At 65.0% G+C, this 15,157-nt stretch carries 13 protein-coding genes; 3 read left to right on the top strand and 10 right to left on the bottom strand.

Annotation, left to right across the window (positions count from 1 at the left end; all coding sequences use genetic code 11):
* Nucleotides 1-146 precede the first annotated feature (146 nt).
* Both OKW20_RS02730 and OKW20_RS02725 read right to left on the bottom strand, forming a co-directional pair.
* Nucleotides 147-1,397, bottom strand: coding sequence for a class I SAM-dependent RNA methyltransferase (locus OKW20_RS02730; RefSeq protein WP_429170038.1), 1,251 nt, complete (start codon nucleotides 1,395-1,397; stop codon nucleotides 147-149).
* Entirely contained in the window at nucleotides 1,394-2,164 is a 771-nt protein-coding gene (locus tag OKW20_RS02725) for a TlyA family RNA methyltransferase (protein ID WP_043619809.1), read from the bottom strand. Before OKW20_RS02725 ends, OKW20_RS02730 begins: the two co-directional genes overlap by 4 nt.
* 231 nt (nucleotides 2,165-2,395) lie before the next feature.
* Here OKW20_RS02725 and OKW20_RS02720 point away from each other — a divergent pair, with 231 nt between their 5' ends.
* Nucleotides 2,396-4,612 (top strand): methyl-accepting chemotaxis protein, encoded by a 2,217-nt coding sequence (locus tag OKW20_RS02720; protein ID WP_429170035.1) that lies wholly within the window; start codon nucleotides 2,396-2,398, stop codon nucleotides 4,610-4,612.
* Between the two features lie 208 nt (nucleotides 4,613-4,820).
* Nucleotides 4,821-5,831, top strand: coding sequence for a serine hydrolase domain-containing protein (locus OKW20_RS02715; protein ID WP_429170033.1), 1,011 nt, complete (start codon nucleotides 4,821-4,823; stop codon nucleotides 5,829-5,831).
* Nucleotides 5,832-5,915: 84 nt separating this feature from the next.
* Here OKW20_RS02715 and dxs read toward each other — a convergent pair whose 3' ends face one another.
* The 5 genes from dxs to OKW20_RS02690 all read right to left on the bottom strand — a co-directional run bounded on the left by dxs (nucleotide 5,916) and on the right by OKW20_RS02690 (nucleotide 11,380).
* Complete coding sequence (gene dxs / locus OKW20_RS02710) at nucleotides 5,916-7,829, bottom strand: 1-deoxy-D-xylulose-5-phosphate synthase (protein ID WP_034801149.1); 1,914 nt, start codon at nucleotides 7,827-7,829, stop codon at nucleotides 5,916-5,918.
* Nucleotides 7,830-8,075: 246 nt separating this feature from the next.
* Complete coding sequence (locus tag OKW20_RS02705; RefSeq protein ID WP_043619814.1) at nucleotides 8,076-8,999, bottom strand: pirin family protein; 924 nt, start codon at nucleotides 8,997-8,999, stop codon at nucleotides 8,076-8,078.
* Nucleotides 9,000-9,162: 163 nt separating this feature from the next.
* Complete coding sequence (locus tag OKW20_RS02700; RefSeq protein WP_043619815.1) at nucleotides 9,163-9,414, bottom strand: exodeoxyribonuclease VII small subunit; 252 nt, start codon at nucleotides 9,412-9,414, stop codon at nucleotides 9,163-9,165.
* Nucleotides 9,415-9,416: 2 nt separating this feature from the next.
* A complete protein-coding gene (locus tag OKW20_RS02695; RefSeq protein WP_429112692.1) occupies nucleotides 9,417-10,346 on the bottom strand; it encodes a histone deacetylase family protein in 930 nt (309 codons plus the stop codon).
* A 62-nt stretch (nucleotides 10,347-10,408) separates the two neighbouring features.
* Nucleotides 10,409-11,380, bottom strand: coding sequence for a zinc-dependent alcohol dehydrogenase family protein (locus tag OKW20_RS02690; RefSeq protein ID WP_429170031.1), 972 nt, complete (start codon nucleotides 11,378-11,380; stop codon nucleotides 10,409-10,411).
* A gap of 16 nt (nucleotides 11,381-11,396) precedes the next feature.
* Here OKW20_RS02690 and OKW20_RS02685 point away from each other — a divergent pair, with 16 nt between their 5' ends.
* Nucleotides 11,397-11,798 (top strand): acyl-CoA thioesterase, encoded by a 402-nt coding sequence (locus OKW20_RS02685; RefSeq protein WP_429112695.1) that lies wholly within the window; start codon nucleotides 11,397-11,399, stop codon nucleotides 11,796-11,798.
* Nucleotides 11,799-11,906: 108 nt separating this feature from the next.
* Here OKW20_RS02685 and OKW20_RS02680 read toward each other — a convergent pair whose 3' ends face one another.
* The 3 genes from OKW20_RS02680 to OKW20_RS02670 are packed head-to-tail and all read right to left on the bottom strand — an operon-like array spanning nucleotide 11,907 to nucleotide 15,145.
* Nucleotides 11,907-13,097 (bottom strand): thiolase family protein, encoded by a 1,191-nt coding sequence (locus tag OKW20_RS02680; RefSeq protein WP_429113041.1) that lies wholly within the window; start codon nucleotides 13,095-13,097, stop codon nucleotides 11,907-11,909.
* Entirely contained in the window at nucleotides 13,075-14,577 is a 1,503-nt protein-coding gene (locus OKW20_RS02675) for an AMP-binding protein (RefSeq protein ID WP_429170029.1), read from the bottom strand. Before OKW20_RS02675 ends, OKW20_RS02680 begins: the two co-directional genes overlap by 23 nt.
* 4 nt (nucleotides 14,578-14,581) lie before the next feature.
* On the bottom strand, nucleotides 14,582-15,145 hold the full coding sequence (locus OKW20_RS02670; RefSeq protein ID WP_429170027.1) for a biotin transporter BioY: 564 nt from the start codon (nucleotides 15,143-15,145) through the stop codon (nucleotides 14,582-14,584).
* Nucleotides 15,146-15,157 lie beyond the last annotated feature (12 nt).

Genomic DNA, 15,157 nt, shown 5'->3' with positions numbered 1-15,157 from the left:
CTGTCCTCCTCGGGCTTGACCCGAGGATCCAGTGCGATGGAATTCGAGGCTCGGAGATGGATGCTCGGGTCAAGCCCGAGCATGACGGAGGGAGCGGAATAGTCTGGGGAAGCTGAACAGCAGGCGGGCCCGGAAACCGGGCCTGTTCACTTCTCCAGCGTCACCACTGCCTCGACGTGAGACGACCAGAGGAACTGGTCGATCGGCGTCACCGAGGTGATGCGGTAGCCGGCGGCGGTCAGGATCGAAAGGTCGCGCGCGAGCGTGACCGGATTGCAGGAAACGGCGACGACCTTCTTGACGCCGGAGCGGGCGATCTCGTGACACTGCACCTCTGCGCCGGCCCGTGGCGGGTCGAAGACAACGGCATCAAACACCTTCAGTTCCTGCGCCATGACCGGGCGGCGGAAGAGGTCACGCTTCTCGACCGTCACCGGCTTCAGACCTTGCGTATTGCGGGCGGCGACGTCGAGCGCCTTTAGCGCCTTGTCCTCGCCTTCGACCGCATGCACGCGTGCCTTGCGGGCGATGCGCAGCGCGAAGGTGCCGCAGCCGGCAAAGAGGTCTGCGACGCGCTTGGACTTGCCGAGATGGTCGAGCACCAGCTTCGCCATCGCTTCTTCGGCCTGCACCGTCGCCTGGGTGAAACTGCCGGGCGGCGGCGAAACGGAAACGCCGCCGAAATCGATGACCGGCTTCACCGGCTCGACGATGATTTCGCCATTGAGGCTGACGCGCGCGATGCCGCGCTCGCCAAGCACGGCTTCGACCGTGCGGCGGCGCACGCTGTCGTCAAGCTTCTTGATGCCGTCGACGTTGAGATCGAGCCCGGAGAGCGTTTCGAGCACGGTGATGCGGAAAGGCTCGGCATTGACCGCCATCGCAGTGCCGATCCTGGCGATGGTTGCGAGCTGCGAGACGATGCCCGGGCTCGCGATCGGACATTCCGAAATCGCGACGATGTGGTGGCTTTCGGCTTGGTTGAAGCCGAGCAGCAGGTCCTTCTCGGTCTTGCGCGCCGTGAAAACCGCACGCCGGCGCTGGCCCGGCTCGGCGGTGATGAGCGGCGCCACCTCGGGCGTCAGGCCCTTCGACTTCAGGGCGGCGATCACCAGATCGCGCTTGAAGCCGTGGTAGAGCGTATCCGAGGCATGCTGCATCGTGCAGCCGCCGCAGGTGCCGTTGACGCCATCCGGCCCGAAGTGCCGACAGTGCGGCTCGACGCGTTCGGGAGAAGCTGCTCTCACCGAGATCAGCGTGCCGTGCGATTTGTTGACGGCGAGCGCGACGCTTTCGCCGGGCAGCGTGAAGGGCGCATAGATCGGTCCGTCCGGACCGTCGGCAATGCCGTCGCCCTGGGCGCCCAGCCGTTTGACGGTGACGGCTTCGGTGGTCATGGCTTCTTGCCCGCGAGCAGGAATTCGACATTGCCGTCGCCGCCGGCAATCGGCGAGGGGATGAGCCCGAGGCTCTGCCAGCCCATGTCTTCGACAAGCCAGCGCTCGAGTTCGGCGGCAACATCCGGCGCGCTCTCGGGATCCTTGAGCAGGCCCGCCTTGCTGATGGCGTCGCGGCCCGCCTCGAACTGTGGCTTTACGAGCAGGATGCAGTGCGCGCCCGGCAACGCCATGTCGAGTGCCGGCGGCAGGGCGAGCTTGAGCGAGATGAACGAGACGTCCGAGACGACGAAGGTGATGTCGCGGTCGTCGATATCCTCTTCGGTCATGGCGCGGGCATTGAGGCCCTCGATGCTGGTGACGCGTTCGTCGCCCTCGATGCGCGGATGGATCTGGCCATGGCCGACGTCGATCGCGACCACGTGCTCGGCTCCACGCTTCAACAGCACTTCCGTGAAACCACCGGTCGAAGCGCCGATATCGACGCAGCTTTCGCCTGAGGGGTCGAGCCCGAAATGATCGAGCGCCGCGACCAGCTTCAGCGCAGCGCGCGAGACGTAGTCCTGCGCCGGATCGTCGATGGTGATCGTCACGGTCTCGGCAAACATGGACGCTGCCTTGGTGACCGTGCGGCCGTCGACCTTGACGGTCCCGCGCTGGATTGCGTCACGGGCGCGCGCGCGGCTTGCGACGAGCCCCGAGTTCAGCAGCAACTGATCGAGGCGGACCCGGTTCTTGTGTTCTTCGTTCTGGCGATCTTCTGACATGTGCTTCTCATGGCGGCTTGCCGGCGCATTGGCAAGCCCCCCGCGCTCACGGCGATCGGAGGACACAGTTAGAAACCCCTAAAAAATAACTGAATATTCACCCAACCTTAAATGATGGGTGCGACATTGCGGGGATGTCGCACCTGCATGACGCAGGACTTCCGCAAGCCGGACCTTCCGACACAATCCGTTCTTCCCCACCTGACGCCTCCGGGCGCAAGGAGTTGCTGCATGCCGCGTTTTCACCTCAGGATCTCCCATCGCATCGGTCTGCTCGTGCCGATCGCCGTCGCCGGTATCCTGGCGATCGTCGCAATCTTCGTCGTGGAGAAGGGCATCGAGGAAGACTACCGACGGCAGGTGCAGGTGCATCGTGACGCGGAGCGCGCCTTGCTGAGGCTGGAGATACAGTTCCTGCAGAACCGCCGTGCCGAAAAGGACTTCCTGCTGCGCAGGGAAGATCGATATGCCGCGGCCCATGACGAAACCGCCGCAAAGGCGCAGGCGACGATGGCCGAGCTCGGCAAGCTGCTCGACAGCTCGTCGACACGGAGCGAGCTGCAGACGATTTCCGAGGGCTACGAACGCTATCTGAAGGCCTTCTCGGCCGTTGCCGAGGCCAACCGTACGCTCGGTCTCGATCCGGCGGCGGGCAAAGAGGGCGCGATGCGCACCGCCGTCCATGCGGTCGAGGAGTTGTTGAAGCCGATCAAGGACAAGGGGCTCCAGGCGAGCATGCTGACAATGCGTCGCCACGAGAAGGACTTCATCATGCGGCGCGACCACAAATACGTGGAGAAGCACGCCGAGGAAGTGAAGGCTTTCAACGGCGCGCCGGCAGAGCTGTTCGGCGGTGCGGACCTGCAGGGCAAGGTCCTGGCGGCGCTCAAGGACTACGCGACTGCCTTCAACGACTACGCGGCTCTTGCGGAGAACGAGACGGCGCTGCGGGCGACGATGTCGAAGGCCTTTGCCGATGTCGAGCCGGTGTTCGAGCAGATGGCGGGCGCCATCGAAACGGAGAAGGTCAAGTCCGAAACCGAAAGTGCGTCTACCCAGAAGTCGCTCGAGGCGATCGCACTGGCGGCCGTTGTCGCGGCGATTGCTGTCATTGCAGCGACCGTCTTCCTCGTCGGGCGCACCATCTCGCGGCCGATCGTTGCCACAACCCGCTCCATGACCCGCCTTGCCGAAGGTGATGTCACATCGTCGATCCCCTATGCCGGCCGCAAGGACGAGATCGGCGAGATGGCCGGCGCGGTCGAAATCTTCCGCCAGGCGGCGATTGCCAACCGCAGGCTGGAGGCGGAGGCCGCTGAAAACCGCAAACGGGCCGAGGCCGAACGCATTCGCCTGCAAGAAGACGCCGAAGCCGCTGCACAGGCCCGCCTGATCCAGGCGACATCCGGCCTTGCCGGCGGTCTCAAGCGCCTTGCCGCCGGCGATCTCGCCTTCCAGCTTAGCGAACCCTTTGCGCCCGATTTCGAGCAGCTGCGCCACGACCTGAACAGCGCCGTCGCCCAGCTCGGCGATGCGCTATCGGCGGTCGCCGACTCGAGCCGCTCGATCGACGGCGGCTCGCGCGAGATCAGCGAGAGCGCCGACGACCTGTCACGCCGCACGGAACAGCAGGCCGCGGCCCTGGAAGAAACCGCGGCCGCCCTCGACGAGATCACCGCGAATGTCGCCAACTCGACGAAGCGCGCAGAGGAAGCCCGGCATGTCGCCGTGGAAGCCAACGCCAGCGCCGCAAAGTCCGGCAGCGTGGTTGCCGATGCGGTCGAGGCCATGCGCCGGATCGAGCATTCCTCCGGCCAGATCTCCAACATCATCGGCGTGATCGACGAGATCGCCTTCCAGACGAACCTTCTGGCCCTCAACGCCGGCGTCGAAGCGGCGCGTGCGGGCGAAGCCGGCAAGGGCTTTGCGGTCGTTGCCCAGGAGGTCCGCGAGCTTGCCCAGCGCTCGGCGCAGGCCGCCAAGGAAATCAAGGAACTGATCCGCAATTCGTCCGTCGAGGTCGAAGGCGGTGTCCGGCTGGTGCGCGACACCGGTGCGGCGCTACAGGCGATCGGCGCTCATGTGGTCACCATCAACGAACACATGAGCGCAATCGCCGTGTCCTCGCGAGAACAGTCCGTGGGCCTGACCGAGGTGAACACGGCGGTCAACCAGATGGACCAGGTGACGCAGAAGAACGCAGCCATGGTCGAGGAAGCCAACGCCGCAAGCGCCCAGCTTGCCAACGAGGCTGTCCGCCTGCGCGAGCTGATCACCCGCTTCACCCTTCCGGGCCAGGCGCGCGCAGCAACGACCGCAGATCTGCGCACCGCCGCCCGCGCCATGGCGGCACCGGCGGCAGCCACGCCCACACAGCGCTTCACACCCACCCGCCCGCTGTCACGGGGCAATGCAGCGGTGGCGCAGGACGATTGGCAGGAATTCTGAGTATTCTCGCAGGCAGCGGCTACGGGCGCTGCCTGCCTACCTGCCGAGGATGCGCGGCTTTGTGCGGCGGCGCTTGGTTTCGGACAGGCGGATACCAGATGCATTCTATGGTTGATTGTACTTGCAAAGAACAACTATTCAAAGCACTCTGTTCGACTATCGCTACGCCTAACCGTCCTCCGGAAGGTGTGACAGAAGCAGGTTCGATTTGAAGGCTGCCGCGAAGGACTTTGAAACTCAAATTTCGCAACTGATGGCATCGGCGGGCGTACCCGGCCTGTCGATCTTCGTTGCCCGGGAGGGCGAACGGTACACTCGTGGTTTCGGCATTCGAAACAGGCAGACGAGCGAGCGGGTTTATAGCCAGACCGTGTTTGAGGCCGCATCGCTCAGCAAGCCGGTCGTGGCACATGTTGCACTGCAACTCGTCGATGCGGGTATTCTCGATCTCGACACGCCGCTATCGCAGTTTGTTGGTCCGCTGGTCGCGGACGATCCTCTCGCTGCACGCATCACCACGCGCCATGTCCTTGCCCATACGGCCGGGCTACCGAACTGGCGCCGCGACGACTATCCGCTACGAACCTATTTTCAGCCCGGTTCTCGTTTCAGTTATTCTGGCGAGGGATTCGTGTACCTCCAATCAGCGCTCGAACGCCTAACCGGCGAGCCCCTCGAAGTTGTTGTCCAGCGGTTGGTCATCGAGCCGCTCGGAATGAACAGTTCAAGTTTCGTATGGCGAGACAGCTTCAACGGTAACGTTGCGTTCGGTCATGACGATGAGGGGAATGCGGGAGCCAAGTTCAAGCCGGATCGCGCGAATGCTGCCTATAGCCTTCATACCACGGCCCGGGACTATGGCCGGTTCGTCGTCGCAGCGATGGAGGGTACGCTGCTGTCGCAGAACACAGGTCGTGTCTGGATGGAGCCGCAGGTTGCCACGCCGAAGGCGCGTATCGAAGCACTGGACAGCACCTCACCTGAAACGGAAGCCGGGGTCTCGTGGGGCTTGGGTTGGGGATTGGAGCCCGAGGTCGGGGCGTTTTTCCATTGGGGCGCGAACCCGGGAGCGAGGGCCTTCGTGATGGGGATACCCAAACAGCGCACGGCCTTCGTCGCATTCATGAACAGCGATACGGGATTAGATGTCGTTCCCGGCATCGTCGAACACGTCACGCAAGGTCAGCATCCTGCCTTGTCATGGCTGGGTCTATCGTGACGACCGACCGATCCCGCGCAGCGATGTTCACTTGAGCTCGAATACTTGTGACCGATACTTGCCGCAGGCGGACCCCGCGAGGGGTCAGCCGGCAGCGCCGATGCCGATATCCTGCTTCTGGCCGAGTGCCTTGAAGACGGTCGAGACGATGCCGGCGCGGTCGAGGCCGGCGGCGGCATACATCGCCTCGGGTTTGGCCTGCTCCATCCAGACGTCGGGCATGACCATCGGGCGCACCTTGAGGCCGCCGTCGAGCAGGCCGTCTTCGGCCAGGAACTGCAGCACGTGGCTGGCAAAGCCGCCGACCGCACCTTCCTCGATGGTGATCAGTACCTCGTGGTTGCGGGCAAGCTCGCGGATGAGATCATGGTCGAGCGGCTTGGCAAAGCGCGCATCGGCGACCGTGGTCGAAAGCCCGGCGGCGTCGAGGTCTTCGGCGGCCAGCAGACAGTCGGCCAGGCGCGTGCCGAAGGACAGCAACGCCACCTTGGAACCCTCCTTGACGATGCGGCCCTTGCCGATCTCGAGGATCTGGCCCCGCTCCGGCATTTCGACGCCCACGCCTTCGCCGCGCGGATAGCGGAACGAGATCGGGCCGGCGTCGTAGGCAGCGGCCGTGCGCACCATGTGCTTCAGTTCCGCCTCGTCGGCAGCCGCCATCACCACGAAACCGGGCAGCGTCGCCAGATAGGTCGTGTCGAAGGAGCCAGCGTGGGTTGGACCGTCGGCGCCGACGAAGCCGGCGCGATCGATCGGGAAGCGCACCGGCAGCCCCTGGATCGCCACGTCGTGTACCACCTGGTCGTAGCCGCGCTGCAGGAAGGTCGAATAGAGTGCCGCGAACGGCTTGTAGCCTTCGGCGGCAAGGCCGGCGGCAAAGGTGACCGCGTGCTGCTCGGCAATGCCGACATCGAAGCAGCGTGAGGGATGAACCTTGGCGAACTTGTCGAGACCGGTGCCCGAGGGCATGGCGGCGGTGACGGCGACGATCTTGTCATCGAAGCCGGCTTCCTGCGTCAGCGCATCGGCAAAGACCGAGGTATAGGCCGGCGCATTCGGCTTGGCTTTTGCCTGGGCGCCGGTGATGACGTCGAACTTGTTGACGCCGTGGTACTTGTCGGCGGCAGCTTCCGCCGGCGGATAGCCCTTGCCCTTTTGTGTCACCACATGGATCAGCACCGGACCCTTGGCATTGTCGCGCACGTTGCGCAGCACCGGCAGCAGATGGTCGAACGAATGCCCGTCGATCGGGCCGATATGGTAGAAGCCCATCTCTTCGAACAGCGTGCCGCCGGTGACGTAGCCGCGGGCGTGTTCGACAGCGCGGGTGATCGCGCGGTCGACGGTCTTGCCGAGATAGGCGGTCAGTTTCTTGCCGACTTCGCGGATGCCCATGTAGGTGCGGCCGGAGGCAAGGCGCGCGAGATAGGCGCTCATCGCGCCGGTCGGCGGCGCAATCGACATGTCGTTGTCGTTGAGGATGACGATCAGGCGCGCATCGAGCGCGCCGGCATTGTTCAGCGCCTCATAGGCCATGCCGGCCGAAAGCGCGCCGTCGCCGATGACGGCAATGACGTTGCGGTTCTTGCCGTCGAGATCGGCGGCAACTGCCATGCCGAGGCCGGCGGAAATCGATGTCGAGGAGTGCGCGGCACCGAAGGGGTCGTATTCGCTCTCGGCGCGGCGGGTGAAGCCCGAGAGGCCCCCTTCCTGACGGAGCGTGCGGATACGGTCGCGGCGGCCGGTCAGGATCTTGTGCGGGTAGCACTGGTGGCCGACATCGAAGATCAGCCGGTCATGCGGCGTATTGAACACCTTGTGGATGGCGATCGTCAGTTCGACGACGCCGAGGCCTGCGCCGAGGTGGCCGCCGGTGCGCGACACTGCGTCGATCATTTCCGCCCGGACTTCTCCGGCAAGCTGCGGCAGATCCTTGTCGTCGACCTTCTTCAGATCGTCGGGGTAGGTCACCTTGTCGAGCAAGGGAGTAGCCGGCATCGGATTGGTTGGCAGTTGTGTCACGCTGCATGCCTCATGCGCGCCCCAAAGGTCGGGCGCGCGATAGTTGGTGGGTACCGTCGAAGCGGCTCTTTAGACGCAATCGTTGCTGAATGCAAAATTAGGCGTTCCTGCGTCGTCAACCAAGAGACTAGCGCATGATTCTGTGAATCGAAATCGATTCAAGCACCATGAGGCAATGTTGCGCGGTTTTCCGCACCCAGCCTGTGCCACTTTAGGTCGCGGTCAGCCCTCGGGCAGCGGAACGAATTCCTCTTCGTCTCCGGGCACGATGTCGAAGCGTCCGCTGCGCCACTCCTCCTTGGCTTTCTCGATGCGCTCCTTGGACGAGGAAACGAAATTCCACCAGATGTGGCGGGACGATCCAAGCGCTGCGCCGCCGAAAAGCATGACGTGACAGCCCTGCGGTCCGGCCGTGACCGTGATCTCGTCTCCGGCGCGGAAGACGAGCAACTGGTTGTCGGCGAAATGATCGCCGGCGATGATCGCCTCGCCGGAGAGGATATAGAGCGCGCGCTCTTCCCACTGCGCCGCAAAGGGGGCGCTCTTGCCGGGTGCGATATTGAGGTCGACATAGATCGTGTCGGTGAAGACCGATACCGGCGACTTCGCGCCCTCGAAATTGCCGATCACCACCCGCGCCTTGATGCCGTCGTCGCTCATATGCGGCAGCATGCGCTCTTCGGTGTGGCTGAAGATCGGGTCGATTTCTTCCTTGTGGTCGGGCAGTGCCAGCCAGGTCTGCAGGCCCGAGATCGAGCGCTCGTGGCCGCGCTGGTTCTCTGGCGAACGCTCGGAATGCACGATGCCGCGGCCGGCCGTCATCAAGTTCACGTCGCCGGGGCGGATCACCATTTCGGTGCCGAGGCTGTCGCGATGCTTGATCTCGCCGTCGAAGAGATAGGTGACTGTCGAAAGGCCGATATGCGGGTGCGGGCGCACGTCGATCGCCTCGCCGGCGCGCAGCAGCGCCGGTCCCATGCGATCGAAGAAGATGAAGGGGCCGACCAGGCGGCGCTTCGCCGTCGGCAGGGCGCGGCGGACCTGTAGGCCGCCGATGTCGCTGGTGCGCGGAACGATCAGATGTTCGATGGCGTCGCAGGCGGGCTTGTCGCCGGCGAGCGGGTCGGGGCCTGGAAAGAAAGACATGGCGCGTGCTCCCGTTTTTGCTGTCGCATCAAGTACTAACGCCTATGAGACCAGGCGGGTAGGGGCGAAGCCGGGACGCAGTGTTTCCGCGCGGCGATCAATCTGATCTCGGCAATTCCGGGAAACGCGTGAAGCGGTTTCCGTCCGGAATTGCGATGAGTGATCAGTCGGCGTCGAGCGGCTCCACGCCCTGCGGCTTGCCGGCGCGGTCGAGGCGGATCTTTTCGATGCGGTCCTCGGCTGCCTTCAGCAGGGCCTCGCAATGCTTCTTCAGCGCTTCGCCGCGCTCGTAGATCTCGATCGACTTGTCGAGGGCGACATCGCCGCGCTCCAGCGCCGAAACGATCCGTTCCAGTTCTTCGACGGCCTGCTCGAAGGAGAGGGCGGAAACGTCCGGTTGCGTGGTGGTGTTCATCGTTACCCTCTCATCAGTCTCAAAATGTGCAGGCCGGCCGATTCGGCCAGACCCTGAAGGTCATAGCCGCCTTCGAGCAGGCTGACCATGCGGTTGCCGGCGCTGCGATCGGCGATCTCGTGCAGGCGCCCGGTCGCCCAGTCGAAATCCTCGGCGACGAGATTGATCTGCGCCAGCGGATCGCGGTGGTGGGCGTCGAAGCCTGCGGAGATCAGGATGAAGTCCGGGCGGAAATTGGTGAGGGCTGAAAGCACCCGGCTTCGGAACGCCTCGCGGAAATGCTCGCTACCCATGTTCGGCGACAGCGGTGCGTTGACGATGTTGCCCTTGACGCCCGTCTCGTCCTTGGCGCCGGTGCCGGGATAGAGCGGCATCTGGTGCGTCGAGCAGAAAAGCACCGAGGGGTCGTCCCAGAAGATGTCCTGCGTGCCGTTGCCGTGGTGCACGTCCCAGTCGACGATCGCAACGCGCTCGGCCCCATGAACCTTCTGGGCGTAGCGGGCGGCGATCGCCACGGTGTTGAACAGGCAGAAGCCCATCGCCTTGTTCTTCTCGGCGTGGTGGCCGGGTGGCCGCGCCGCGACGAAGGCGTTGTCGGTCTCGCCGGTAAAGACGGCGTCGACCGCGGCGGTCGCCCCGCCGATCCCGGTCAGCGCCGCGTCGAGACTCAAGGGGCTCGCATAGGTGTCCGCCTCGAAATTGTTGAGGCCTTCCTCCGGAATGGCGCGCCTGACGGCAGCGAGATGCTCTTCCGGATGGGCGAGCAACACGAGGTCTTCGCTTCCCTTCTTCGCCTCGATCCGCTTGAGATCGGAGAAGTTCGGGTGTTCGAGTGCAAGGTTCAGCGCCTTCAGCCGGTCCGGCCGTTCAGGATGCCCCTCCGGAACCTCGTGTTCCAGAAAGACCGGATTTTCGTAGAGGAACGTGGTCATGTCCGGAACCTAGTGCTCCAACCCCGCAAGGTCCATGGCGAGGCGATGGAAAGGCGGAATTTTCAACAGCGCGGATCGATCAGCAACTTGCCGTCGCGGCCCGGATCCGCCTGATGCGCAAGCGCCGCGTCGAGCCGGCTCAGCGGATAGATTTCCGCGATGCGGCTGGAAAAGAGACTCGATCGCAAACCTTCAAAACTCCTGGCAAAGGCTGCCTCGATCGCCGGTCGCCCGGCCGAATGCACCCAGGTGCGCAGCCATAGGAAGGAGAAGCGGATATCCGGCCGCGCCTGGATCGCGGCCTGCGGGACCGGAACGCCGCTGAGCGCCCCGTACTGGATGAAGGCGCCGCCGGGGTCGAGCGTGCGCTGGATGAGATCGCCGGCAAACGCACCGCCGACCGCGTCGATGATAGCATCGAGGCGAAGCTGCGGCACATGGCTCTCGTCGCCAAGCACGATGTGGCCGGGGACCTCGGTTGCCAGTCGTTCAGCGCTGCGCGCGCTTCGAACGATGCCGGTGGTATCAGCGCCTTCGCCGGCCAGCAGCTTCATCAGCATGCCGCCGATCGCCGAGCCTGCCGCGGTGACGCCGATACGGCGGCCATCGAGCGAGCCGAAATGCGTACGCAGCGCCTCGATCAGTTGCAGCGCCGTCAGCGGATTGACGTAGCAGGTAGCAGCATCGGTCTCGCCGATATCCTCGGGCACGGCGAAACACCATTCGGCCGGCCGGATCAGATATTCCTGCCACAGACCGCTGGCGCCGATCGGGACCACGCGGTCGCCGACTTTCAGCGTCGTGACGCCGGTGCCGATGCGCGTCACCGTGCCGAAGCCCTCGAAGCCGGGCACGAAGGGCAGCGTGGTGCGGGCGCTATAGGCGCCGGTCACCGGGATGAGATCGGACGGGTTGATGGCGGCGAGCGACAGCGCCACCTCGACTTCGCCCGCCGCAGGCGCCACGCGTTCGGCGTCAACGAGCGCAATCACTTGCCGGGGATCGCCGAACTGGCTAACGAGGGTGGAGCGCATCGTCAGGGAGCCTCGCATGGACGGCAGGGAGCTGGAGAACGTCACGGAAATCCGTATTCCGTTTCGCGATATAGACATGCACGGCCATATGCACAATGCCGCCTATTATGCCCATGCGGAGGCGGCACTTTCCAGCCTCTGGCGTCACCGTCCGCATGTGGTGAACGAGCCAAGCTATCTCGTGCGCCGCTCGGCCTGCGTCTATCACCGTGGCCTGCGTTACGACGAGCCCGCCCGTCTTACCGTCAACGTGGCGAAGGTCGGCGGCAGCTCGATCAGCTTTGTCGTCAACGTCGAAGCGCGCGGCCAACTCGCGGCCGAAGTCGAGGTTGTCTGGGTCGCAGTCGATCCGCAGCGCCACACGCCGCTGCCGCTGCCTTCAGCGACGCGCGAATGGCTGGCGGCCTATTCGGTCTAGCCCAAGCAATTCCAGGAAAAGTGCGAAGCGGTTTTCCGTCCGGAATTGCTGACCAACAGACCAATTCCAGGAAAAATGTGAAGCGGTCTCCATCCGGAGCTGCGCTGCTTAAACCGGATGGACCGAACGAAACAGCGCGACGATGCCCATGCCGCCGCCAACACCCATCATCGCCAGCCCCTCCGCGTCTTCCGGCGATGCGAGCATCTGCGAAAAGAGCCGAACCGTGAGGATCGCCCCGGAGGCGCCATAGGGATGGCCGAGCGCGATGGCGCCGCCGTCGAGATTGACCCTATCCGCGGCGATATCGAGCTGATCGAGGCTGCCGAGCACCTGCGAGGCGAAGGCCTCGTTGAATTCGATAAAATCGATCTTTGCCGGATCGAGCGCCGGTTGTCGGGCTTTCAGCTTCTGCATCGCCGGAACCGGGCCAAGCCCGAGCAGGTTGGGATCGACGCCCGCGGTCGCCGCATCGACAAATTCGAGCACGAAGGGAATGCCGAGCCGTCGCGCTTCGGCAAGGCTCGTTACCAGGACCACGGCTGCGCCGTCGTTGATCGGGCAGGCATTGCCGGCCGTCACCGTGCCGCCCTCGACGAAGACCGGCTTCAGCCTCTGCAGTGTTTCCATCGAGGCATTGGCGCGCGGGCATTCGTCGCGCAACACAGGACCTGCCGCTGTTTCGATCGCCACGATTTCGCGGGAGAACCGGCCGGCCAGATCGGCATCGACGGCGCGGCGATGGCTTTGAAGCGCAAAGGCGTCCTGCCGTTCACGGGAAATCCCGCAGGCGGTCGCGACGTTTTCGGCGGCCACGCCCATGTCCGGATCGCCGATCTCGTCCGGCGCCATGCGGGCGCGCTTGACCGGCGCGAGCTCGCCGCCGCGCTCCAGCGGCGGCCGCAGGCGGATATGCGCACGGCTGGCGCTTTCCGTGCCGCCGGCCAGATAGAAGCGCCCGGCGCCCGCCTGGATCATCCGCGCCGCAAGCGCGATCGCCTCCAGCCCGGAACCGCATTGCCGGTCGACGGTCACGCCCGGTGTCGAGACCGGCAGGCCGGCTTCAAGAGCGGCGAGCCGGGCGAGATTGCCGGCGCTATTGGCGGCATTTCCGAGAATGACGTCGTCGATCTCGCTCGTCTTAACGCCGGTATCGCTGAGAATTCGGGCGATCAGCGGTGCCGCCAGCCGCGACGGTTCGATATCGCGAAGCGTGCCGTTGACGCGGCCGATCGGTGTGCGGAGTGCGGCGACGATGACAGGTATGCGTGCCGGGTCAGTTGATGAGGTCGAGAGCATCGTTTCCATCCGCGATCCATTGCCTGAGCGTGCCCGCCGCTACCTTGCCCGACTGCGTCATCGGCATGTTCGCGCAGAGCCAGATGCGCCGTGGATGCTTGTAGCGCGGCAGCTGGGAGGCGAGATGACGCTCAAGCGCCTCCCGATCGAACATAGCACCTTCCGGCTCGATGACGGCGACCAGTTCGCTGCCGAGATCCGGGTGATCGAGGCCAAGCACGAGTGCCGCGTGAACGCCGGCATCGGCGACGAGCACCGCTTCCACTTCCTGCGGGTAGATGTTGTTGCCGCCCGAAAGCACCATGCCACCAGAGCGGCCGAGAAGGTGCAGGGTGCCGCACTCATCGAGGAAACCGACATCGCCGACCGTCGCCAGCGACCCAAGACGATGGAACCCGGCGCCGTCGGCGCCGCCGATATAGCCGTCGGAGATGAGGGCGCTGTCGACGAAGATCGTGCCCGTCTCGCCGCTCGGCAGCTCGTCCCCCTTGTCGTCGCGAATGCTGAGCGTGACGCCGGGAAAGGCGCGGCCGACGGCGGTGGCCGAAGCGGTATCGCCCTTGGTCGCAACGCTGATGAAGCCCAGTTCAGAGGCGCCGTAGTATTCGATGATATCGGCTTGCGGAAACGCGAGCGCCGCGATTTCTCGATCGTTTTCGGTCAGCTTCGCGCCGGCGACGGTGATCTGTTTGACCGACATTTGTGGCCGGCCGGCGGCTGCCGCGCAGAGCCGCCGCAACACGGTCGGCACCAGCGCCAGTCGCTGGACCGCTTTCGCCTCGATGACGGACATTGCCCGGGATGCCTCGAAATGTGTGGCCCCGATGAATTCGGCGCCGGCGACGAGGGTTTCGGCAAGCGCATAGAGCGTCAGCCCGTGCGCGAGTGGCCCGGGGGCAAAGGTGCGGGTGGCGCAATCGATGCCGAAGAAGGGCTCGCCCGTGGCCAGGCTCCTGCGCCACGAGCCGCGATCGCGGATGATCGCTTTCGGCGTGCCCGTCGTGCCCGAGGTGAAGACGATGAGGAACGGCTCGCTGTCGTCGCCGGCTGCGAGCGGCTTTCGCTCTTTGCCATCGGTCTCGCGGAAAGTCCGCGTCTCGCCGCTTGCGGGCGCTTGAAGCGACAGGTTGGCGCCATCGGCGCTGATGATGAGATCGGGCGACAGGCGATCGCGCATGGCCTGGCGCGCCGCCTCAGGCAGATGCGGATCGATTAGTGCGACGCAGTTGCCGCCGCTGGTGGCGGCAAGCAAGGCCGCGGCGAAGAGCGGATGATTGCCCGCCTCCAGCGCGATCAGCCGTGAGCGGTCGCCGAGCACGCTACGGCGCGCGACACTTCCGGCCAGCCCGTCGAACGTTTCGGCAAGCGTCCCGGCGATGCGTGCGAGGTCACCGAAAGTGAAAACCCGGCCTTCGATTTGGAAGGCCGGGGCATGCGGATGGTCTTGCGCGTGGCGACGGATCGCGGCGGCAAACGGCATCGGCTCAGGCGCGGGCCGGCAGCAGCGGATAGCCGGCGTAGACGGCGCGTGCGGCAAGCGTCGCGATCGCAGCCTTCAACAGGTCGCCCGGAATGAAGGCGAGCGAGCCGGCAGCGACGGTCATGAGCGGGGTGCCGGTGACGGCGGAAACCCAGGGCATGCCGATCGCATAGAGCACAACGATGCCGCCGAGGACGGAGGCGAGGAAGAAGCCGATGAACTGGCGCGTTTCTGCCTGGCCTTCACGCACGGTGCGCTCGGCGATCAGGCCGGTGACGAAGGTGGCGATAACCCAGCCGATGATGAAGCCGCCCGACGGGCCGGCAAACACGGCGAGACCGCCGCGGCCGCCCGAAAGCACCGGCAGGCCGATGGCGACCAGCAGCAGGAACAGCAGGAAGGCGAGCGCGCCGCGCTTGGCGCCGAGGATGCAGCCGGCGAGCATGACGCCCATGGACTGCGCGGTGATCGGGACCGGAATGAAGCCGAGCGTGATCGGCGGAATGAGGCCGAGCACGACGACGATCGCGGCGAAGAGGGCGATGAGCACGAGATCTCTGGTATTCATGTAGTTCCGGTT

It is taken from the genome of Ensifer sp. LBL (assembly GCF_050435225.1).
Lineage (GTDB): Bacteria > Pseudomonadota > Alphaproteobacteria > Rhizobiales > Rhizobiaceae > Ensifer.
The sequence above is the reverse complement of the archived record's forward strand: the minus strand, read 5'-3'. Positions and strand labels throughout refer to the sequence as shown.

Coding starts and splice junctions, on each gene's coding strand:
- OKW20_RS02670 (WP_429170027.1), bottom strand. CDS start 15,145: ATGAATACCAGAGATCTCGTGCTCATCGCCCTCTTCGCCGCGATCGTC.
- OKW20_RS02730 (WP_429170038.1), bottom strand. CDS start 1,397: ATGACCACCGAAGCCGTCACCGTCAAACGGCTGGGCGCCCAGGGCGAC.
- OKW20_RS02720 (WP_429170035.1), top strand. CDS start 2,396: ATGCCGCGTTTTCACCTCAGGATCTCCCATCGCATCGGTCTGCTCGTG.
- OKW20_RS02680 (WP_429113041.1), bottom strand. CDS start 13,097: ATGCTCTCGACCTCATCAACTGACCCGGCACGCATACCTGTCATCGTC.
- dxs (WP_034801149.1), bottom strand. CDS start 7,829: ATGCCGGCTACTCCCTTGCTCGACAAGGTGACCTACCCCGACGATCTG.
- OKW20_RS02705 (WP_043619814.1), bottom strand. CDS start 8,999: ATGTCTTTCTTTCCAGGCCCCGACCCGCTCGCCGGCGACAAGCCCGCC.
- OKW20_RS02700 (WP_043619815.1), bottom strand. CDS start 9,414: ATGAACACCACCACGCAACCGGACGTTTCCGCCCTCTCCTTCGAGCAG.
- OKW20_RS02690 (WP_429170031.1), bottom strand. CDS start 11,380: ATGCGCTCCACCCTCGTTAGCCAGTTCGGCGATCCCCGGCAAGTGATT.
- OKW20_RS02685 (WP_429112695.1), top strand. CDS start 11,397: ATGGACGGCAGGGAGCTGGAGAACGTCACGGAAATCCGTATTCCGTTT.
- OKW20_RS02725 (WP_043619809.1), bottom strand. CDS start 2,164: ATGTCAGAAGATCGCCAGAACGAAGAACACAAGAACCGGGTCCGCCTC.
- OKW20_RS02675 (WP_429170029.1), bottom strand. CDS start 14,577: ATGCCGTTTGCCGCCGCGATCCGTCGCCACGCGCAAGACCATCCGCAT.
- OKW20_RS02695 (WP_429112692.1), bottom strand. CDS start 10,346: ATGACCACGTTCCTCTACGAAAATCCGGTCTTTCTGGAACACGAGGTT.